Here is a 19,541-nt window from a genome sequence, read left to right on the forward strand (position 1 = left end):
TGTCGAGAACTGCGTAACTCATTGTTTACCAAGGAGTTTTCCGTTTCGACTGCGCCGGAAGTGGGGCGAATTATAGGCTTCCAGAATCTGCCGTCAAGGCTTAATTACGCTTTTGTGGCAGAAGGCGCTTTTTTAGCATTAAGGCGAGGGATTCGACGCATTACCGGCGGCACCCGCATCAACAGAAGTAGCGCACCTATAGACGCGTAGATGGCCCACTCCTTCAGGTCCGCCCGCACTATCCATAGCATGTGCAGCAAACCGAGCCCAAGAATCACATAGACCAGACGATGCAGTTTCTTCCATCGACTCCCCAACCGACGCTGGCTATAGCGGTTCGACGTGACGGCCAAGATAAGGAGAGCAACAAACCCCAGCGCCCCCACAATGATGTAGGGCCGCTTGCTCAACTCTACGCCGAGCTGCGACCAATCCAGCCCCAGGACAAACACACAATAGGCCGCCAGGTGCAGCACAACATAAGCAAAGCACCACAGCCCCAACTGTCGCCGCACCGCTATCCACCCCGCCCAACCGCTCAATTTCTGCAGCGGCGTCATAGCAAGCGTGATCAGCAATAAAATGAGCGTCCCCAAACCCAGGCGATCAACGAGCACCTTGCCTGGATCAGGCCCCAGCGCAGAGCTCCACGCTTCATACAGCCAGAGCAATGGCCACACTGCTGCGGCTACAAACACGCCGATGCGCCAGATGGGGTAGCGCATCAGTAGTTCTTCCGCAGATCGAGGCCTGTATATAAAGAAGCGACCTCATCCGAATAGCCATTGAACATCTGCGTCTGGCGCACATTCGGACTGAACAGGCCGCTCGGCAGGCGGCGCTCCCGCGCCTGGGTCCAGCGCGGATGATCGACCGTAGGATTCACATTCGCATAAAACCCATACTCATCGGCAGCAATACTTTGCCAGGTCGTTTTCGGCTGCTCACTGACCAGACTGATACGTACGATGGACTTCACACTCTTGAAGCCATACTTCCACGGCACCACCAAGCGCAACGGCGCGCCGTTCTGGTTAGGCAACTCCCGCCCATACATGCCCACAGCGAGGATCGCCAAAGGATTCATCGCCTCATCCAGGCGCAGCCCTTCCACATAAGGCCAGTCGATCAAGCCGAAACTTGAGCGTTGCCCAGGCATGCTCTTGGGATCCTGGAGGGTTTCAAAACGGATGTACTTGGCTTTGGAGGTTGGCTCGACCTGCTTGAGCAACGCCGAGATGGGAAAGCCTATCCACGGAATCACCATGGACCATGCCTCGACGCAACGCAGACGGTAGATGCGCTCTTCCAGCGCATAGGGTTTCATGAAGTCCTCCAGGGCATAGCGCCCAGGTTTTGCGACTTCACCATCAATCACCACACTCCAGGGCTGCGTCTTGAGCGAGCCCGCATTCGTTGCCGGGTCGCCCTTGCCTGTCCCGAACTCATAGAAGTTGTTGTAGTGAGTTGCATCCTTGAATGGCGTGATGGCCTCATCTTTGACCGTCACCGATTGCCACTTCGTGTTCGGAAGTTTTTCCGTAAACCAGTTGGGCGCGCTGCCCGGCTCGACGTCGGCATACCGCGAAGCATCGCTCGCACTGGCCCAACGCGGCAAGCTGCTGGCGGCAATACCAGCAAGCGCACCACCGAGCAGGCTGCGGCGAGAGAGATAGAAGGATTCAGGCGTGACGTCCGATTCGTGACAATCGGACGCTTTGGGTAATTTGATTAACATGGTAACTCCGCAGCGTTGGAGAACTGATGCACCAATAGACTGCGGAGTATGGGGGAAATTACATTAAGACAATGTTTTGTCCCGACGCAGACGCAACAAGCACTGAATCGGACCCGAAGCGGCGTAGGCCAGGAACGCCAGCAGCAGGATACGCGGTGGATCACTGAACACGACCGCGAACACCAGCACCACCACAAGGATGGCCACGAAAGGCACGCGCCCTTTGAGGTCAAATTCCTTGAAGCTGTTGTACTTGATGTTGCTGACCATCAGCATGCCGGCCGCTGCCACCATCAGGGCAACCAGGAACGACATCTTCGATCCCTGAATCCCGTAATCACTGAACGCCCAGACAATCCCCGCGACAACACCCGCCGCTGCCGGGCTGGCAAGGCCGATGAAGTAGCGCTTGTCGGCAGTCCCCACCTGGGTGTTGAAGCGCGCCAGGCGCAAAGCGGCACCCGCGACATAGATGAAGGCAACCATCCAGCCAACCTTGCCCATGTCACCCAATGCCCAGGCAAATGCCAGCAATGCGGGGGCAACACCGAAGGCGACCATGTCCGACAGCGAGTCGTACTCGGCGCCAAAAGCGCTTTGAGTATTGGTCATGCGCGCCACGCGACCATCCAGGCCGTCGAGCACCATGGCCACGAAAATTGCGATAGCAGCAAAGCCAAAGTATTTGCTGGCACTCGCCGCATCACCCGCCGCCAGCGCGCTCTGGGCACTCATGGAGTTGATGATGGAGTAGAAGCCGGCGAACAGGTTCGCCGTGGTGAATAGGTTGGGCAGCAGATAGATGCCACGATGCCGGACCTTGCGGCCTTCGGCGTCATGCCCTTCTTCGACATGTTCATCGATCGGCAGCATGCTTTCGGCGTCGGAAGCCTGGTTTGGCTCTTCGGGACGTTCGCTCATGGACTTTACCTTGCAACGGTGTGAAAAAATTCGACAGATACTTGCAGCGAGTGTTCGCCTGCAAACGATGCAGCTTTATACCAGAACCAACCCCTCAAACGAAAAAACGCGGCCTAAGCCGCGTTTTCCCTTGATGCGTACGACTTAGTTCTTGGCTTTGTCGACGATCTTGTTGGCACCGATCCACGGCATCATGGAGCGCAGTTGCTCGCCGATGACTTCGATACCGTGAGCGGCGTTGTTACGACGCTTGGCGGTCATCGAAGGGTAGCCGGTAGCGCCTTCGCTGATGAACATTTTGGCGTATTCGCCGTCCTGAATACGTTTCAGGGCGTTGCGCATGGCCTGGCGGGACTCGGCGTTGATCACTTCAGGGCCCGTCACGTACTCGCCGTATTCGGCGTTGTTGGAGATCGAGTAGTTCATGTTGGCGATGCCGCCTTCGTACATGAGGTCAACGATCAGCTTCAGTTCGTGCAGGCATTCGAAGTAGGCCATTTCCGGCGCGTAGCCAGCTTCAACCAGGGTTTCGAAACCGGCTTTTACCAGCTCAACGGTACCGCCGCACAGAACGGCTTGTTCGCCGAACAGGTCGGTTTCGGTCTCGTCCTTGAAGGTGGTTTCGATGATGCCGGTACGACCGCCACCCACGCCAGCAGCGTAGGACAGTGCAACGTTCTTGGCATTGCCCGACGCATCCTGGTAGATCGCGATCAGGTCAGGGATACCGCCGCCTTTGACGAACTCGGAACGCACGGTGTGGCCCGGTGCTTTCGGCGCGATCATGATCACGTCGAGGTCAGCACGCGGCACAACCTGGTTGTAGTGAATCGCGAAGCCGTGGGAGAAGGCCAGGGTAGCGCCCTTCTTGATGTTCGGCTCGATTTCGTTCTTGTACAGCGAGGACTGGAACTCGTCCGGGGTCAGAATCATGACCAGGTCGGCAGCCGCGACAGCAGAAGCAACGTCGGTCACTTTCAGGCCATGGGCTTCAGCCTTGGCTACGGTGGCCGAACCTTTGCGCAGGCCAACGGTGACGTCAACGCCGGAGTCTTTCAGGTTGCACGCTTGAGCGTGGCCCTGGGAACCGTAGCCGATGATGGCGACTTTCTTGCCCTGGATGATCGACAGGTCACAATCTTTATCGTAATAAACTTTCATGAGGTTCCTCTATATATCCAGGCCGTGAGGCCATTCGCTAATTTGGGTTAGATGCTGAGTACTTTGTCGCCACGGGCAATCCCGGTGACACCACTGCGTACGGTTTCCAGAATCGAGGCCGTCCCGATCGACTGGATGAAGCTGTCCAGCTTGTCGCTTGTACCGGTCAGTTGAACGGTATAAACGCTGGCGCTCACATCGACGATCTGCCCGCGATAAATATCGGTAGTGCGCTTGATCTCGGCACGTTGGGCACCCGTGGCCTTGACCTTGACCAGCATCAGTTCGCGCTCGATGTGGGCGCTTTCCGACAGGTCGACCAGCTTGACCACTTCGATCAGCTTGTTGAGGTTCTTGGTGATCTGCTCGATCACCTCATCGTGGCCCACAGTAGTCAACGTCAGGCGCGACAGGGTCGGGTCTTCGGTCGGGGCCACGGTCAGGCTTTCAATGTTGTAGTTGCGTTGCGAAAACAGGCCGACAACACGGGACAAGGCGCCGGGTTCGTTCTCCAGAAGCAGGGAGATAATATGCCGCATGATTAAGTACGCTCCGTCTTGTTCAGCCACATGTCGCGCATAGAGCCGTCTTTGATTTGCATCGGATAGACGTGCTCGCTGGTATCGACCTGAATATCGATGAACACCAGACGGTCCTTCATGGCAAACGCTTCTTCCATCTTCGGCTTCAGATCTTTCAAATCAGTGATGCGAATGCCGACGTGGCCATAGGCTTCAACCAACTTGATGAAGTCCGGCAACGATTCCATGTAGGAATGGGAGTGACGGCTACCGTAGCTCATGTCCTGCCATTGACGAACCATGCCGAGCACGCCGTTGTTCAAGCAGACGATCTTCACCGGAAGACCGTATTGCAGGCACGTCGACAGTTCCTGGATGTTCATCTGGATGCTGCCTTCGCCGGTGACGCAGGCAACGTCGGCATCCGGGAAGCTCAGTTTCACACCCATGGCCGCAGGGAAACCAAAGCCCATCGTGCCCAGGCCACCGGAGTTGATCCAGCGGTTAGGCTTGTCGAACTTGTAGTACTGCGCCGCGAACATCTGGTGCTGGCCCACGTCGGAGGTCACAAAGGCGTCGCCCTTGGTCACTTCGCACAGGGTTTCGATCACGGTTTGTGGCTTGATGATGCTGCCGTCACCCTTGTCATAAGGGAACAGACCGCGATCACCGCGCCATTCGTCGATCTGCTTCCACCAGCTGGCAACGGATTCCTTGTTCGGCGTTTCGCCGATGTCCTTGAGCGCAGCGACCATTTCGGTCAATACGCTCTCTACAGGACCCACGATTGGCACATCGGCCTTGATGGTCTTGGAGATGGACGCAGGGTCGATGTCGATGTGAATGATCTTGGCATTCGGGCAGAATTTGCTCGCGCCGTTGATCACTCGGTCATCGAACCGCGCGCCCACGGCCAGGATCACATCGGCGTGGTGCATGGTGAGGTTGGCGGTGTAGCTGCCGTGCATACCGAGCATGCCGACGAACTGACGGTCCGAACCCGGGAATGCGCCGAGGCCCATCAGGGTGTTGGTCACCGGCAGGTTGAGCAACTTGGCCAGTTCGGTCAACGGAGCGGAACCGCCGCCCAGAATCACGCCACCGCCGGAGTACAACACGGGGCGCTTGGCCGCCAGGAGCATTTCTGCCGCCTTGCGGATTTGCCCCGAGTGCCCGCGGACGGCCGGGCTGTAGGAACGCAGCTTGGCTTTCTTGGGAAAAACGTATTCGAATTTTTCGGCCGGGTTGGTCATGTCTTTTGGGATATCGACCACCACAGGGCCCGGGCGACCGGACTGGGCGAGGTAGAACGCCTTTTTCATGACTTCCGGGATTTCCGACGCGTGCTTGATCATGAAGCTGTGTTTCACGATCGGGCGGGAAATACCGATCATGTCGGTTTCCTGGAATGCATCGGTGCCGACCATGGTGCTAGGCACCTGGCCAGAGATGATCACCATCGGGATGGAGTCCATATACGCAGTCGCGATGCCGGTAATGGCATTGGTTGCGCCTGGGCCGGACGTTACCAGTACCACGCCGGCTTTACCGGTGGCACGGGCGTAACCGTCAGCCATATGGGTCGCGGCCTGTTCGTGGCGAACCAGGATGTGGGTAACAGCCGGTTCCTTGAACAGTGCGTCGTAGACATGCAGCAGAGCACCACCTGGGTACCCGTAGATATAGTCGACGCCTTCGTCACGCAAAAAGCGGACGAGCATCTCACCGCCAGATAAAAGCTCCACGTTGTTCACCTCTAAAACGCCAGAATACCGTCCGTTAAAAAACCGACGGGTCTTAATAGGTTTACTTCTCAACAGAGCATGAGCGACGGTGGTCGCCGACTACGTCAGCACTGACTGAGCAAGTATTGGGATCGTCCCAAGTGTTGCGGGCTTTTCCCACCCAGCGCGAGGTAACGCGTTGCGGGTGCTACAGGTCGGCGCGGATGTGCGCCTCATGATCTGCTGAGCGGGCCTGCTTCTGGCAGTCCCGATACAGCGGACTTTGGATTCTTCTGTTTCACGCCCTTCAAGTCAAGCAATAATTGCGCTTTTTTCCAACTAAGCGCATGAGAACGTAGAAGAAAGGGCTTTGAGGAGGGATAAAACTCGCCTGAATGTCGTCAAGCGGTAGAAATGTGCGCAAGACTGCCGGAAAAACCGGCAGTCAGGCAATTAACGAGCGTCGACGATCAATTGATCGAACTTTTTCAGCGCGTTACGCAAGCCGAGGCTCTCCCGCGGCCGGTCGGCGTAGACCATCTCGGCCATTTCCAGGATCCCCGACGCATTCGGCAAGGGCAGGTCCTGTTCCAGGATCTGCTTCATACGCGCAAGGAAGATCCACTGCAGCCACTGGTGGAAGTCCAGGGTATCGACGGAAAAGGGCTCGACACTGCTGAGCGCTTCAGCACTGGGGGAGACTTCATCCCACCAGCCCTGAACGCGCAGTTCGCGCTCGATCAGCAATAACTGCTCGGCAATCGCGGGAAAACGCGCATCCATCAGAGGCTGACCTTGGCTTTTTGCCGTGCCTGCGCAGCACCCGCTGCATCGCCTTGGGCTGCACGCGCATCCCCGATCAAGGCCCACAGGCTGGCTTGCAGGTCTGGGCGCCCATTGGCCAGGCTCAGGCCACGGCGAGCGAACTGCTCCGCCTGGGGCGCATCGCCCTGGGCCATGCGCACCTGGGCCAGGCGATAGAGCACTTGTGGCTCACGCGGCGCCACGCGCTGGGCACGTTCAAGGCTCGACGAGGCGCCATTCAAATCGCCACCCGCCTGCTGCTGCTGTGCGGTTGTGAGCAACGCCAGCACCGGGCCATCGAGTTGTTCGTCAGCCGACAACCCGCCCGCATTGGACGATGACGGAATACCGCTCGGCGTAGAAGGCATGTTGTAGGTGCCCTGGTTGACCGGCGCGGTTTGAATCGGCGTGGAGTTCACCGGCCCGGAAGTGCTCGGGCCTGGGGTCCATGGCTCGGCACTGATAGGCGCCGAGGTTGCAGCCCCACTGCCGGGCACCATCACTACGACGCCGGAATCCTGTGGAATTGCCTGGGTTGCAGCTTGGGCAGGCCGTTTGACCACGGTCTGACGGAAGCCACCATTGGCCGAAATGCGGTCGTTATTGGAGACGGACGTGCTTGAGTCCACCACAGGGATAGAGCCGCGCTGCACGCTGGAGCAACCGCCGAGCAAAGCCAGAGCCGTAATGGCTGGAATCCACAACTTGTTCACTTGAAACCCTCTTTGCTTAATTCATCCAGCCCTTGACCCAATCCATCACCGAATCCGCGTCAGCAGGGGCACTGCCACTGCACGCGGCGCCGGGTGGTGGTTCGCTGCCGCGAATATACGGCATCTGCACCGCGCCCGGACAGTTGGCATCGGAGCCTTGGCCGGTGTGCGGATCAATCCAGGCCTGCACGATATTGTCCGGCTGCGGCATGTTGAGCGGCAACGGGTCAGCCTTGCGCATGAAACTGGTCCATACCTGCAACGCGCCTGTCGCACCGGTGAACGGCGTCTTGCCATTGTCGTCGCGCCCCAGCCATACCACGGCCAGTACATCCTGGCCGAAACCCGCGAACCAGCTGTCGCGAGAGTCGTTACTGGTACCGGTCTTGCCCGCCAGGGTCAGGTTCGACGGCAGCACGCTATAGACCGAACGCCCTGTACCCTCGCGCATCACACGCTGCATGGCGTTCTGGATCAGGTAGATGGAGCCCGCGTCGAAGCGCTGCTGAATCTGGAACGGGTAGCGCTTGAGCGGTTCGCCATCGGCGGTCAGCACACTGCGAATACCGCGCATCGGCGTATTGAAGCCACCATTGGCCAGGGTCTGGTACATGGTGGTCACTTCCATCGGCGTCATGGCCGCAGCGCCCAGAAGCATGGACGGGAACGCCGGAAACTCACGTTCAATCCCCAGTCGCGCCAGGGTCTTCAGCACATTCGGCACACCGACTTCAAGCCCCAGGCGCGAGGTCGAGATGTTGTAGGAATGCGCCAATCCTTGATACAGGAACACCGTGCCATGAGAGCGGCGGTCGAAGTTCTTGGGCGTCCATACCTGGCCATCCGCACCTTTGATCGACAGCGGGTCATCGGACAGCCAACTGGTCAGCGTGTACTTGCTGGGTTTTTCCAGTGCCGTGAGATAGACCGCGGGCTTGACCAGCGAGCCAATCGGCCGCACGGCATCCAGTGCGCGGTTGAAGCCTGCAAAACTGGCCTGGCGGCTGCCGATCATGGCCTGGACCTCGCCGGTTTCCGGGTTGGTCACGACCATGGCGGCTTCGACTTCATCCGAGCCTTTACGGCCAGTCAGGCGCTTGAAGGTGTCGTTGACCGATGCTTCGGCCTTCATCTGCAGGATGGGGTCGAAGCTGGTGAAGATCCGCAGCCCCTCTTCGGTCAAGTCTTCGTCGCGGTAGTCTTCGCGCAGTTGGCGCTTGACCAGGTCGATAAAGCCCGGGAACGAGCTATCCGCCAGCTTGCCGCGGGTTGTCACACCCAGTGGCATTTTTTTCGCAGCGGCCACTTGTTCAGCGGTGGCCACACCCTGCTGCTCCAGTACATCGAGCACCAGGTTGCGACGTTCAAGCGCACGCTCCGGGTTGCGGCGCGGGTTGTAATAGGACGGCCCCTTGACCATCCCCACCAGCAACGCAACCTGATGCAATTTCAATTCGGACAACGGCTGCCCGAAGAAGAACTGGCTGGCCAGGCCAAAACCGTGCACGGCGCGCTGGCCATCCTGCCCGACGAATACCTCGTTGAGGTAAGCCTCGAGGATTTCCTGCTTGCTGTAATGCAGCTCCAGCAACATCGCCATCATGGCTTCGGTGAGTTTACGGGTCAGGCTGCGCTCGTTGGTCAGGTAGAAGTTCTTGACCAGTTGCTGCGTCAGCGTACTGCCGCCCTGAGTCATCTTGCCACCGGAAGTGTTGACCCAGATAGCGCGGGCAATCGACTTCGGAGAAACACCCCAGTGGCTATAGAAATCGCGGTCTTCGACAGCGACCAGGGTTTCCAGCAGATACGGCGGTACCTGATCGAGCTTGATCAGGATGCGATCTTCAAGGTTCTTCGGGTAAATACCGCCGATCAGCAACGGTTCAAGACGCACCACCGGCAGCTTGGAGCCATTGAGCGACGACAGCTCAGCCACATAGTCGCCAGAGAAACGCACGCGCACCGGCTGGGCTTTTTCCAGGCCTTCGTAGAACTGGAAGCCACGGGTGTTCAGGTCGACGGTATTACCGCTGACCGCCGCAGCGCCAGGGCCATTGCTCACGGGTTCGCGGCGGTAGCCCAGCGCATCGAGCTCGGTAAGGAAGTCTTCCTTGCTCAGCTTCTGGCCAGAGAACAGCTCCAGCGGGCGTGCATACACCTTGGCCGGAATCGTCCAGCGTTTGCCGGAGAATTTTTCCTGCACCACGGCATCGAGGTACACCGCAAGGCCGGCGACCGCCACAAGGCCCACCAGGCCAAGCTTGATCACCCAGCCCAGCCAAGGGCGCGGGCCGCGGGAAGGAGGTTTTTTACGGGAACGGGGAGATCGGGTTCGAGTCATGGCGGCGGATTATACGCACTTTATTGATGATCAACATGAGCCGGACAGCGGTTTGCACGACTGGCATCAGCAGCCATAATGCCCCCCATGATTTTCCCCCGACTTTGAAGGATCGCCCGTGAGCCAGACCCTGATCGCTGCCCTGCAAAACCCGGCCTTGTACCCTCATCCGGTTGACGCGTTTCAAGTCATCGAGACCCATATTTCCTGGGTGATACTGACGGGCCCCTATGCATATAAGCTGAAGAAACCGATGAACTTCGGCTTCCTGGACTTCACCAATCTGGACGACCGCGGGCATTTCTGCCGCGAGGAACTGCGCCTCAACCAGCGCCTGACCGAAGATTTGTATCTTGAAGTGTTGCCGATTACCGGCACTGCCGAGGCGCCGCAACTGGGTGGCGGCGGCCCAGCCATCGAGTACGCGCTGAAAATGCGCCAGTTCCCGCAAAGCCAGATGCTCAGCACCCTGCAAGCCAACGGCGAACTGACCAGCGCGCACATCGATGAGATGGCCAAGCAGATTGCGCAATTCCACCTCAGCGCCCCCAAAGTCCCGCAAGATCACCCCGCCGGCACGCCGGAAGAGGTGATGGCTCCGGTACGCCAGAACTTCGACCAAATCCGCCCATTCCTCAGCGACAAGGCCGACCTGACTCAGCTGGAGGCTCTGCAAGCCTGGGCTGAAAGCAGCTTCGAACGCCTCAAGCCTCTGCTTGCGCAGCGCAAGCTCGACGGTTATACCCGTGAATGCCACGGCGATATCCACCTGGGCAACGCCACGCTGATCGATGGCCGCGTGGTGATCTTCGACTGCATCGAGTTCAACGAGCCTTTCCGCTTTACCGACGTGTACGCCGACACCGCTTTTTTGGCGATGGACCTGGAAGATCGCGGCCTGAAATGCCTGGCACGGCGCTTCATAAGCCAGTACCTGGAGCTGACCGGCGACTACCAGGGCCTGGAGCTTCTGAACTTCTATAAAGCCTACCGTGCATTGGTACGCGCCAAGGTTGCGCTGTTCAGCATGCCCAGCGAAGCCAACCCGGTGCAACGCGCTACCACCCTGCGCCAGTACCGCAACTACGCCAACCTGGCGGAAAGCTACAGCACTATCCCTTCGCGCTTCCTGGCAATCACCCATGGCGTTTCAGCCGTGGGCAAGAGCCACGTGGCCATGCGCCTGGTCGAAGCCCTGGGCGCGGTACGCCTGCGTTCGGACGTAGAGCGCAAGCGCCTGTTTGGCGAACAACAGGTAGAGAACACCCTGCAGGCCGGTATCTACAATCAGGACGCCAGCGCTGCCACCTACGCACGCCTGAACGAGATTGCCGACACCGTGCTGCGCGCCGGCTACCCGGTGGTGCTGGACGCCACGTTCTTGAAACGCGCGCAGCGTGACGCCGCCGCCCAGGTTGCCGAAGCCACTGGCGCGCCGTTCCTGATCCTCGACTGCAACGCCCCGCAAGCCGTTATCACCAGTTGGCTGGCACAACGCCAGGCGGATAAAAACGATCCGTCTGACGCCACACTGGCCGTTATCGAAGAGCAACAAGCCAGTCGTGACCCGCTGACTACCGAGGAGCTGCTGCTCAGCAAGCGTGTGGAGACCAATGAAAGCGGGACGCTCGACGCGTTGGTCGGGCATATCCGTCAACACCTGCCGGGCCTGTAAGAAATATTTCTTGGTCGCGTCGTCGTCTTCGGCGCGCGACCCAGCGATAGTGGCACTATACTGGCCCCATAACGCCAGCCAGAGTCGCGATCATGAGTCAGCCAAAGCTTCTTGATACCCCGCTCTACGCCCTCCTGCACAAGGACGACATCCGCGGCTTCAACCAGGAGCGCCCTGAAAATGGCCCCATCGACATGCGCGGTGGCGACTTTCGAGGGCTGGACCTGCGCGACCTGAACGCCACCGGTATTGACTTCACCGACGCCTATTTTCGCTCTGCCGACCTGCGCGGCCTGGACTTGCGTGGCTGCTCACTGGAAGGCGCCAGCCTGGCCCATGCGCAGATATCGGGGGCTTATTTCCCGCCCGAACTCACGGCTGACGAAATACTCATGTCGGTCAATTTCGGTACTCGCCTGCGCTACCGCACCAAGTAACGCCACACACCGAGTTCCTGCCACATCCCCTGCCTGCCGGGCACTTTGCGCCTGCCTGCGAGTAAGCGCCGTCGCGCCATCCTTATAATCTTTTCAGCCCTTTCTGACCAAAGAACCACGCTTTTCCTACTCAACGCTACACTCATTTTCAGGCTGCCTGGTCACGACACCCACCGCACCATTCGGCCAACGCAAGGAGGCTTGATGAACGATGAGCTGCAACACCTGAAAAACCTTGGCAAGACGTCAGCGCAGTGGCTGCATGCGGTGGGCATCCACAGCGCGTCCGACTTGCGTCGCCTGGGGGCGGTCGACGCTTACCGAGCCGTGCGCACGCGCGGGTTTCGAGCGTCGAAGGTTCTGCTGTATGCCATTGAAGGGGCATTGATGGATGTGCACTGGAACGACATACCCACCGAGCGCAAGGAGGCCTTGAACCGTCAGCTTGAAGCGATCTCAGCGCATCAGAAGAACTAGAGTGGCACTCAAACCCAGCGTTTACGGGCATTACAAACGAGCGTTTGAGAAAAATGGATGAAGCAGAAAAACAGATGTTGACTCTCAAATGAGAATCGTTATGATTATCACAACTGATCGCGAGATCAGCCGATAACTGAAAGACCATTGGTTCGGACTCTCAGATTATCTCCTCATCAGGCTAATCACGGTTATTTGACCCGGCTCTTGCCGGGTCTTTTTTTGCCCGCGAATTAACCGGCCTCAGCGCGCAATGATCAACGGATGCCCACGCTCCGGATGCGGCTGTACCAATACATCCAGACCGAATACAGCCTTGAGCGGCTCTGGTTGCAGGACGTTAGAGGGCGTATCCAGCGCGCGGGGGCGGCCGTTTTCCAGCAACAGGATCCGGTCGCAGTAACGCGCCGCCAGGTTCAAGTCATGCAGGATGACCAGCACCGCAGCGCCTCTGTCGGCAAAATGTCGAATAGCTTGCAAGGTGGTGTGTTGGTGCAGAGGGTCGAGCATCGATGTGGGCTCATCCAGCAACAACGTCTGCCCTGCCTCACCCGGCCATAACTGCGCCAATACCCGTGCTAGGTGCACACGCTGCCGCTCGCCGCCCGACAAGGCCAGGTAACTGCGCCCACTCAGGTGGCCTACATCAGCAGCCTGCAGCGCGGCGTTGATGATTTCGTCGTCGCGCACTCGCCCGGTCTGATGAGGCAAGCGGCCCATGCCCACCACCTCTTCGACACGAAAGGCAAAGTCCAGGGTGGAGGATTGTGGCAGCACCGCCAGGCGCTGGGCACGTTGCACACCTGTCATGTGCTTGAGCGCCTGCTGATCCAGCCACACCTTGCCCTGATCCGGCTGCAACTCCCCGCACAGCGCTCCAAGCAAGGTACTTTTACCGGCGCCATTGGGGCCCAGAACGCCCAGCACTTCGCCCGGCAATAGGTCCAAGGTGATATCGGCGAGCACGGTCTTACCACCGCGCCGGATCTGCAACGCTTCTACCCGCAACATCAGGCGCGCCCTCGTAACAATAAATAGAGGAAAAACGGCGCACCGATAAACGCGGTGACAATACCGATCGGCAGCTCCGCCGGCGCCAACGCCAGGCGCGCTACCAGGTCCGCAAACAACAGCAGGCTCGCACCCGCCAACACCGAGGCCGGTAACAACACCCGATGATCCGGCCCAGCCAGCAGCCGCACCAGATGTGGCACCACCAACCCGACAAAACCAATCATGCCCGCCGCTGCTACTGCGGCGCCAACGCCCAGGGCCGTGCAGAACACCAACTCGCGCTTGAGCCCCTCGACATCAATACCCAGATGGTTGGCCTCGGACTCACCCAGCAACAGCGCGTTCAGCGCCTTGGCCCGGCGCGGCAACCATAGCGCCACGCCCGCACTCACCAGCAACAAGGGCCACAACCGCGAATAACTTGCACCATTGAGGCTGCCCAGGTTCCAGAACGTGAGGGTGCGCAAGGTGGCATCGTCCGCCAGATAGGTAAACAGGCCTACGGTGGAACTGGCCAGGGCCGTCAGCGCGATACCGGCAAGCAACATCGTCGCGACATTGGTCTGGCCATTGCGACGCCCCAGGCGATAGACCAGTGCCGTGACGCCCAGGCCACCGAGGAAGGCGCACAGCGACAACAGGTATGGCCCGAAAGCATCCGGCAGCCCGCCAAATAGCGAGCCACCGACAATCGCCACCGCCGCTCCCAGCGCCGCCCCGCTGGACACGCCGACCAAGCCAGGATCGGCCAGCGGGTTGCGGAACAACCCCTGCATCGCCACGCCCGACAATGCCAGCACACCGCCGACCGCCAGCCCCAACAGGGTCCGCGGCAGGCGAATCTGCCCCAGGATCAACTCGGCCTGCTCCAACCCCTGGGCCTCTATCGGTACGCCCATCAGTTTTAGCGCAGCCCTGAGCGTGTCCACTAACGGCAGGCTGACCGGCCCCAGTGCCAATGAAAGCCAGATCGCCAATACACACAGCAGCGACAGCCCAATAAACAGCGTTTTTGGCTTAACCAGAGTGGTCATGGAGCAGGCTTAGGCTGGGACGGATAAAAACCGGCAGACAGTTTCTCCAGGCTTTGCGGCAATCGGGGCCCAAGGCCACCTACCAGCAAGGTCGGATCCAGCTCAAAGACGCGGCCGTTCTTGGCTGCCGGCGTCGAGGCAAGGATCGGATTTTCCTTGAACAAGGCAGCACGTGCCGCGTCACCGGTCAGGGCGCGATCGGCAAACACCAGCACCTCAGGGCTCAACCCCGCCAGCGACTCGACGGAAAACGGTTTATAGCCGGTGTGCGTGGCCAGATTACGCCCTCCAGCCTGCTGCAACATCCAATCAGCGGCCGTGTCCTTGCCCGCGATCAGCGGCTTGCCACCGGCATGGCCGAGCAGCAACAGCACGCCTGGAGCTTTTTGCGTGGCCTGGGCCTTGACCACCCAATTTTTTTGCTGTGCCAGCGCCTGCTCATACCCGGCAAACAGGGCATCAGCCTGGGCCTCACTGCCGAGCAGTTTCCCCAAGTGTTCGAGGTTGCCTTTGAGCGTGGGCAAATCCGGCTGGGCCGAGAACATATCCACCTGCACCCCGGCACTGCGAATCTGTGCCAGCACCGGCGGTGGTCCCATTTCCTCCGTGCCCACAAGGATTTGCGGGCGCAGGCTGAGAATGCCTTCGGCTGACAACTGTCGCTGATAACCAATGCTTGGCAAGGCCTTGAGCGAGGCGGGATGCTGACTGGTGGTATCCACTCCCACCAACTTCGATTCACCGCCCAGAGCCGTCACCCACTCCGACAGCGCCCCGCCAGCACTGACCCAGCGTTGCGGCAGTTCAGAGGCGTGCACCCCAGGGTTGACCAGCAGTGAAGCAACAAGCGCAATAGCGCTGGTACTCAGGCGCATAACAGGGTTTCCTTCCTAGGGCAGGGCCACTCAAGCACTCATTGATGTGACAGATAACCCCTGCCAGGCATCGTATTGAGCACCCAGTCAGCTGACGGGCGAAGCAGGCATTTGATAATTGTTTGCATTTGAACGTCAAGGCACTTAAGGATTGAAATGAAGTTTCTCTGCGCCTCAGGCGACCTCACCCCCAACAGCAGCCGCGGTTTTGATATCGATGGCCACAGGCTGTTGGCGGTGCGTCGGGACGGCACTGCGTACTTCTATCTCAACCGCTGCCCCCATCGTGGGATCCCACTGGAATGGCAACCTGATCGCTTCCTCGACGACAGCGCCAGCCTGATCCAATGCGCCACCCATGGCGCGTTGTTCCTGATTGAAAGCGGCGAGTGCATCGCCGGGCCCTGCGCAGGCCAACACCTCACTGCCCTGCCCGGTCGCGAAGACGAACAGGGATTGTGGGTCGATCTCTAGTCGCCCAGCAGCACCTTCAACCGACGCTCGACGTAAATCTCCTGCGGCGTGACCCGTACGCCGTAGGCGAGCACCTCCACACCTGCAGCCTTGGCCTCACGTAGCGCCGCCGCATAACCGGCGTCGATTTCCACAGCCGGGCGCACCGCGTCGATCCCCGACAGGTTCACGCAATACAACTGCACCGCCCGTATACCGTCGCGCGCCAGGTGGGCCAGCTCACGCAAGTGCTTGGCACCGCGCTGCGTCACCGCATCGGGGAAAGCCGCCACTGAGCTGCCATCAAAGCCCAGGGTGACGCTTTTGACCTCGACAAACGCAGCACCCTGGGGGTAATCCAGGCGAAAGTCGATGCGGCTTTTCTCCTGGCCATAAGGCACCTCACGCTTCAACGCGGTAAAGCCGTTGAGTTCAGTGATCACACCGGCCAGCAGGGCTTCTTCCACCAATTGATTGGCACGCGCGGTGTTGACGCACGCCAGCCGGCCCTGGGGCGTTTCGGCAATTTCCCACGTGCCCGGCAGCTTGCGCTTGGGATCCGTAGAACGGCTGAACCAGACCTGGCCACCTTCGACCATGCAGTTGAGCATCGAACCGGTGTTAGGGCAGTGAATGGTGAGCAACTCGCCGGTAACGGTTTCGATATCGGTGAGAAAGCGCTTGTAGCGGCGGATCAGCCGCCCTTCTTCAAGAGGAGGATTAAAACGCATCAGCCTTGCCAACTCCGCAAACCACGGGCAATCCGCTCCACCGCTTCTTGCAGCCGATCAAGGTTTTGCGTGTAGGCAAAGCGCACATGGTGCCCCGCCTGGTAGCGACCGAAATCCAACCCGGGCGTAAAGGCCACATGTTCGGTTTCGAGGAAATGCCGGCAAAACGCGAAGGCATCGCCGCCGAACGCGCTGATATCGGCATACAGATAAAAAGCACCTTCGGGCTCCACGGCGATACCGAACCCCAGCTCACGCAGGGCCGGCAGCAGGAAGTCACGGCGGCGGCCAAATTCGGCACGGCGCTGCTCCAGAATCTCCAGGGTTTGCGGGGTGAAACAGGCTAACGCGGCATGCTGAGCCATGCTTGGCGCACTGATGTAGAGGTTCTGCGCCAATTTCTCCAGTTCACCCACCGCTTCAGGGGGCGCCACCAGCCAACCGAGGCGCCAGCCGGTCATGCCGAAATACTTCGAAAAACTATTCAGAACAAAGGCGTCATCATCGACTTCCAGCACGCTGGCCGCGTCGGTGCCGTAGGTGAGGCCGTGATAAATCTCGTCGACCACCAAATGACCGTTGCGCGCCTTGATGGCGCCCGACAGCCCAGCCAGCTCGTCCCGGGTGAGGATCGTGCCGGTGGGGTTGGCGGGCGATGCCACCAGTGCGCCGACACTGTCCTGGTCCCAATGCCTGGCCACCAGATCGGCGGTCAACTGGTAGCGTACGTCTGGGCCGACCGGCACCAACTGCGCCGCGCCTTCCACAAGGCGCAGGAAGTGTCGGTTGCAGGGGTAGCCTGGGTCCGCCAGCAGCCAATGTTTACCCGGATCCACCAGCAAACTGCTGGCCAGCAACAATGCGCCGGAGCCACCGGGGGTGATCAGAATGCGTTGCGGGTCGATGCTCAAACCGTAGCGTTGCTGGTAGAAACCACTGATGGCTTCGCGCAATTCGGGCAAGCCGCGGGCGGCGGTGTAGCGCGTCTTACCGTTTGCCAACGCGGCTTGGCCGGCCTGGATGATCGGCTCGGCGGTGGTGAAATCCGGCTCGCCGATTTCCAGGTGGATCACGTCGTGACCGGCGGCCTGCAGCTCATTGGCACGCGCCAGTAACGCCATGACATGAAAGGGTTCGATGGCGCGACTACGCGCACTGTAGGGCTGAGCCATTAGCCTTCCTTAGACGGTGAGGACAAAATCTGGATTCTACCGAACCCTCACGGTAAAACATGCTCTATTGCCTGATTGGGGCTGCAAGTGCACCCTGCGCACGCTCGTAAAACAGCTAAAATCAATATTCGAGGCGATACATACCCAGTCATGGCGGGCTGCTGCGGTTTGCAACCCCTTTGCCCTGGGCCTCGACAACCGGGAGTAGCGCACCCTGAATCTATCTGGTAAGTTCGCCCGCTTGCAGCCGCAGGGCCGGCAGGTGTCGGTGACGTTGCAATCCTGCGCAATGGATTAGAAGAGTGAGAGGCGGTCTATTCATGTCCACCCAAGCAAAGCAACAGCAGACTCAAGGCCTCGGCGGCTTCGAACCCTATGTCGAAAAAAAGGGCGAGGAGTACATGGGCGAGCCCATGCGCGAGCACTTCACCAAGATCCTCAACAAGTGGAAACAGGACTTGATGCAGGAAGTCGACCGTACGGTTGACCATATGAAGGATGAAGCGGCCAACTTCCCTGACCCGGCCGATCGTGCCAGCCAGGAAGAAGAGTTCGCCCTCGAACTGCGCGCCCGCGATCGCGAGCGCAAGTTGATCAAGAAGATCGACAAGACCCTGCAACTGATCAAAGACGAAGAATACGGCTGGTGCGAATCCTGCGGCGTCGAAATCGGTATTCGCCGACTGGAAGCCCGCCCAACCGCAGACCTGTGCGTAGACTGCAAGACCTTGGCTGAAATCAAGGAAAAACAGGTCGGCAAGTAACGTTGCCGAGTTGAACGAATGGAGCGTGCGAACGCTCCATTTTTGTTTCTGGCGTTTATCGGTTATGCAGTAGTATCCGGGCCATGACAGCCTCTACCTATATTGGGCGTTTCGCCCCCACACCCAGCGGCCATTTGCACTTCGGCTCCCTGGTTGCCGCCCTTGCCTCCTACCTCGATGCGCGCGCCCACCAGGGCCGTTGGTTGATGCGCATGGAAGACCTTGACCCTCCGCGTGAAGAGCCCGGCGCCCAGGCGGCGATTCTGCATGCGCTGGAAAGCTACGGCTTTGAATGGGATGGCGAACTGGTTCGCCAGAGCGAGCGGCATGATGCCTACGCCAAAGTACTGAACGATATGTTCAACCACGGCCTGGCCTACGCCTGCACCTGCTCGCGCAAGCAGTTGGAGCCCTACAACGGGGTTTACCCAGGCTTGTGCCGCAATGCCGGCCACGACCAGCAAGACGCCGCCATCCGCCTGCGCGTGCCCGAGCTGGAATACCACTTTACCGACCGTGTGCAGGGCGAGTTCCGGCAGCATCTGGGCCGCGATGCCGGCGACTTCATCATCCGTCGCCGCGACGGCCTCTACGCCTACCAACTGGCGGTGGTGCTCGACGACGCCTGGCAAGGGATAACCGATATCGTGCGCGGCGCCGACCTGCTCGACTCCACACCGCGCCAGCTGTACCTGCAAGAGCTGCTTGGCCTGCGCCAGCCACGTTACTTGCATGTACCGCTGATCGTGCAGCCAGACGGCAACAAGCTGGGCAAGTCCTACCGCTCTCCACCGTTGACAGCCGACCAGGCCACGCCTTTGCTGCTCAGAGCACTGCGCGCCCTTGGCCAACCGCCCGACGCGCAACTGCTGTACGCCAGCCCACGAGAACTGCTGGATTGGGGCATTGCACACTGGGACGCCACCCGCATCCCGCGCACGCTGACCCTGGCCGAAGCGCAATTGAGTTGAAGGCGCTTGCAGGTT

Annotated in this window: 20 protein-coding genes; 6 read left to right on the forward strand and 14 right to left on the reverse strand. The window is 59.6% G+C overall.

Translation table 11 applies throughout. The annotated features are described in order from the left end of the window. Window positions 1-104: 104 nt before the first annotated feature. The 9 genes from msrQ to mrcB form a co-directional block, all read right to left on the reverse strand. Complete coding sequence (gene msrQ, locus BOP96_RS23825; protein WP_073454190.1) at window positions 105-725, reverse strand: protein-methionine-sulfoxide reductase heme-binding subunit MsrQ; 621 nt, start codon at window positions 723-725, stop codon at window positions 105-107. Continuing rightward, window positions 725-1,738 carry a protein-methionine-sulfoxide reductase catalytic subunit MsrP gene (msrP, locus tag BOP96_RS23830; protein ID WP_014719926.1) on the reverse strand — a complete coding sequence of 338 codons (1,014 nt, stop codon included), beginning with the start codon at window positions 1,736-1,738 and terminating at the stop codon, window positions 725-727. The genes msrQ and msrP overlap by 1 nt, the downstream gene beginning before the upstream one ends. Before the next feature lie 63 nt (window positions 1,739-1,801). Next, window positions 1,802-2,659 carry a CDP-diacylglycerol--serine O-phosphatidyltransferase gene (pssA, locus tag BOP96_RS23835; RefSeq protein WP_073454192.1) on the reverse strand — a complete coding sequence of 286 codons (858 nt, stop codon included), beginning with the start codon at window positions 2,657-2,659 and terminating at the stop codon, window positions 1,802-1,804. Window positions 2,660-2,803: 144 nt separating this feature from the next. Further along, window positions 2,804-3,820 carry a ketol-acid reductoisomerase gene (ilvC, locus tag BOP96_RS23840; protein WP_003194132.1) on the reverse strand — a complete coding sequence of 339 codons (1,017 nt, stop codon included), beginning with the start codon at window positions 3,818-3,820 and terminating at the stop codon, window positions 2,804-2,806. 47 nt (window positions 3,821-3,867) lie between these two features. Next, window positions 3,868-4,359, reverse strand: coding sequence for an acetolactate synthase small subunit (gene ilvN / locus BOP96_RS23845; RefSeq protein ID WP_003176102.1), 492 nt, complete (start codon window positions 4,357-4,359; stop codon window positions 3,868-3,870). Between the two features lie 2 nt (window positions 4,360-4,361). Then, complete coding sequence (locus tag BOP96_RS23850; protein ID WP_014719928.1) at window positions 4,362-6,086, reverse strand: acetolactate synthase 3 large subunit; 1,725 nt, start codon at window positions 6,084-6,086, stop codon at window positions 4,362-4,364. A 432-nt stretch (window positions 6,087-6,518) separates the two neighbouring features. Continuing rightward, complete coding sequence (locus BOP96_RS23855) at window positions 6,519-6,848, reverse strand: YqcC family protein (protein ID WP_014719929.1); 330 nt, start codon at window positions 6,846-6,848, stop codon at window positions 6,519-6,521. Next, window positions 6,848-7,582: a tetratricopeptide repeat protein gene (locus BOP96_RS23860; RefSeq protein ID WP_032902681.1), complete on the reverse strand. Its 735-nt coding sequence runs from the start codon at window positions 7,580-7,582 to the stop codon at window positions 6,848-6,850. The genes BOP96_RS23855 and BOP96_RS23860 overlap by 1 nt, the downstream gene beginning before the upstream one ends. A 16-nt stretch (window positions 7,583-7,598) precedes the next feature. Further along, window positions 7,599-9,923 carry a penicillin-binding protein 1B gene (mrcB, locus tag BOP96_RS23865; protein ID WP_014719931.1) on the reverse strand — a complete coding sequence of 775 codons (2,325 nt, stop codon included), beginning with the start codon at window positions 9,921-9,923 and terminating at the stop codon, window positions 7,599-7,601. A gap of 118 nt (window positions 9,924-10,041) precedes the next feature. Here mrcB and BOP96_RS23870 point away from each other — a divergent pair, with 118 nt between their 5' ends. From BOP96_RS23870 to BOP96_RS23880, 3 genes are all read left to right on the forward strand, one after another. After that, the gene (locus BOP96_RS23870; protein WP_073454194.1) at window positions 10,042-11,598 is read left to right on the forward strand and encodes a bifunctional aminoglycoside phosphotransferase/ATP-binding protein; all 1,557 of its coding nucleotides are present in this window, start codon (window positions 10,042-10,044) and stop codon (window positions 11,596-11,598) included. Window positions 11,599-11,690: 92 nt separating this feature from the next. Beyond that, entirely contained in the window at window positions 11,691-12,035 is a 345-nt protein-coding gene (locus BOP96_RS23875; RefSeq protein WP_014719933.1) for a pentapeptide repeat-containing protein, read from the forward strand. Between the two features lie 204 nt (window positions 12,036-12,239). Next, window positions 12,240-12,512, forward strand: coding sequence for a TfoX/Sxy family protein (locus tag BOP96_RS23880; RefSeq protein WP_019817941.1), 273 nt, complete (start codon window positions 12,240-12,242; stop codon window positions 12,510-12,512). A gap of 243 nt (window positions 12,513-12,755) precedes the next feature. Here BOP96_RS23880 and BOP96_RS23885 read toward each other — a convergent pair whose 3' ends face one another. The 3 genes from BOP96_RS23885 to BOP96_RS23895 are packed head-to-tail and all read right to left on the reverse strand — an operon-like array spanning window position 12,756 to window position 15,435. Beyond that, entirely contained in the window at window positions 12,756-13,523 is a 768-nt protein-coding gene (locus BOP96_RS23885) for a heme ABC transporter ATP-binding protein (protein ID WP_073454195.1), read from the reverse strand. Next, window positions 13,523-14,560, reverse strand: coding sequence for a FecCD family ABC transporter permease (locus tag BOP96_RS23890; RefSeq protein WP_054898032.1), 1,038 nt, complete (start codon window positions 14,558-14,560; stop codon window positions 13,523-13,525). The genes BOP96_RS23885 and BOP96_RS23890 overlap by 1 nt, the downstream gene beginning before the upstream one ends. Continuing rightward, the gene (locus BOP96_RS23895) at window positions 14,557-15,435 is read right to left on the reverse strand and encodes a heme/hemin ABC transporter substrate-binding protein (protein WP_014719937.1); all 879 of its coding nucleotides are present in this window, start codon (window positions 15,433-15,435) and stop codon (window positions 14,557-14,559) included. Before BOP96_RS23895 ends, BOP96_RS23890 begins: the two co-directional genes overlap by 4 nt. A 156-nt stretch (window positions 15,436-15,591) precedes the next feature. Between BOP96_RS23895 and BOP96_RS23900 the strand changes: the two genes are divergently transcribed. Next, window positions 15,592-15,909, forward strand: a complete 318-nt coding sequence (locus tag BOP96_RS23900; protein ID WP_014719938.1) for a Rieske (2Fe-2S) protein — start codon at window positions 15,592-15,594, stop codon at window positions 15,907-15,909. Here the strand turns inward: BOP96_RS23900 and sfsA are convergent. Next, entirely contained in the window at window positions 15,906-16,619 is a 714-nt protein-coding gene (sfsA, locus tag BOP96_RS23905; RefSeq protein WP_014719939.1) for a DNA/RNA nuclease SfsA, read from the reverse strand. The genes BOP96_RS23900 and sfsA overlap by 4 nt on opposite strands. Beyond that, window positions 16,619-17,791 carry a pyridoxal phosphate-dependent aminotransferase gene (locus BOP96_RS23910; protein ID WP_014719940.1) on the reverse strand — a complete coding sequence of 391 codons (1,173 nt, stop codon included), beginning with the start codon at window positions 17,789-17,791 and terminating at the stop codon, window positions 16,619-16,621. The genes sfsA and BOP96_RS23910 overlap by 1 nt, the downstream gene beginning before the upstream one ends. A 320-nt stretch (window positions 17,792-18,111) precedes the next feature. Between BOP96_RS23910 and dksA the strand changes: the two genes are divergently transcribed. After that, window positions 18,112-18,555 carry an RNA polymerase-binding protein DksA gene (dksA, locus tag BOP96_RS23915; RefSeq protein WP_003194150.1) on the forward strand — a complete coding sequence of 148 codons (444 nt, stop codon included), beginning with the start codon at window positions 18,112-18,114 and terminating at the stop codon, window positions 18,553-18,555. A gap of 83 nt (window positions 18,556-18,638) precedes the next feature. Continuing rightward, entirely contained in the window at window positions 18,639-19,526 is an 888-nt protein-coding gene (gene gluQRS, locus BOP96_RS23920; protein WP_073454197.1) for a tRNA glutamyl-Q(34) synthetase GluQRS, read from the forward strand. Window positions 19,527-19,541: the final 15 nt, after the last annotated feature.

The organism is Pseudomonas sp. FSL W5-0203 (assembly GCF_001896155.1).
Taxonomy (GTDB): domain Bacteria; phylum Pseudomonadota; class Gammaproteobacteria; order Pseudomonadales; family Pseudomonadaceae; genus Aquipseudomonas; species Aquipseudomonas paracarnis.

Excerpts from the sequence above, each read along its gene's own strand:
- BOP96_RS23890 (WP_054898032.1), bottom strand. The coding sequence starts at position 14,560 with ATGACCACTCTGGTTAAGCCAAAAACGCTGTTTATTGGGCTGTCGCTG.
- gluQRS (WP_073454197.1), top strand. The coding sequence starts at position 18,639 with ATGACAGCCTCTACCTATATTGGGCGTTTCGCCCCCACACCCAGCGGC.
- pssA (WP_073454192.1), bottom strand. The coding sequence starts at position 2,659 with ATGAGCGAACGTCCCGAAGAGCCAAACCAGGCTTCCGACGCCGAAAGC.
- BOP96_RS23900 (WP_014719938.1), top strand. The coding sequence starts at position 15,592 with ATGAAGTTTCTCTGCGCCTCAGGCGACCTCACCCCCAACAGCAGCCGC.
- BOP96_RS23880 (WP_019817941.1), top strand. The coding sequence starts at position 12,240 with ATGAACGATGAGCTGCAACACCTGAAAAACCTTGGCAAGACGTCAGCG.
- BOP96_RS23910 (WP_014719940.1), bottom strand. The coding sequence starts at position 17,791 with ATGGCTCAGCCCTACAGTGCGCGTAGTCGCGCCATCGAACCCTTTCAT.
- msrQ (WP_073454190.1), bottom strand. The coding sequence starts at position 725 with ATGCGCTACCCCATCTGGCGCATCGGCGTGTTTGTAGCCGCAGCAGTG.
- BOP96_RS23885 (WP_073454195.1), bottom strand. The coding sequence starts at position 13,523 with ATGTTGCGGGTAGAAGCGTTGCAGATCCGGCGCGGTGGTAAGACCGTG.
- sfsA (WP_014719939.1), bottom strand. The coding sequence starts at position 16,619 with ATGCGTTTTAATCCTCCTCTTGAAGAAGGGCGGCTGATCCGCCGCTAC.
- ilvN (WP_003176102.1), bottom strand. The coding sequence starts at position 4,359 with ATGCGGCATATTATCTCCCTGCTTCTGGAGAACGAACCCGGCGCCTTG.
- BOP96_RS23875 (WP_014719933.1), top strand. The coding sequence starts at position 11,691 with ATGAGTCAGCCAAAGCTTCTTGATACCCCGCTCTACGCCCTCCTGCAC.
- BOP96_RS23895 (WP_014719937.1), bottom strand. The coding sequence starts at position 15,435 with ATGCGCCTGAGTACCAGCGCTATTGCGCTTGTTGCTTCACTGCTGGTC.
- msrP (WP_014719926.1), bottom strand. The coding sequence starts at position 1,738 with ATGTTAATCAAATTACCCAAAGCGTCCGATTGTCACGAATCGGACGTC.
- mrcB (WP_014719931.1), bottom strand. The coding sequence starts at position 9,923 with ATGACTCGAACCCGATCTCCCCGTTCCCGTAAAAAACCTCCTTCCCGC.
- dksA (WP_003194150.1), top strand. The coding sequence starts at position 18,112 with ATGTCCACCCAAGCAAAGCAACAGCAGACTCAAGGCCTCGGCGGCTTC.
- ilvC (WP_003194132.1), bottom strand. The coding sequence starts at position 3,820 with ATGAAAGTTTATTACGATAAAGATTGTGACCTGTCGATCATCCAGGGC.
- BOP96_RS23855 (WP_014719929.1), bottom strand. The coding sequence starts at position 6,848 with ATGGATGCGCGTTTTCCCGCGATTGCCGAGCAGTTATTGCTGATCGAG.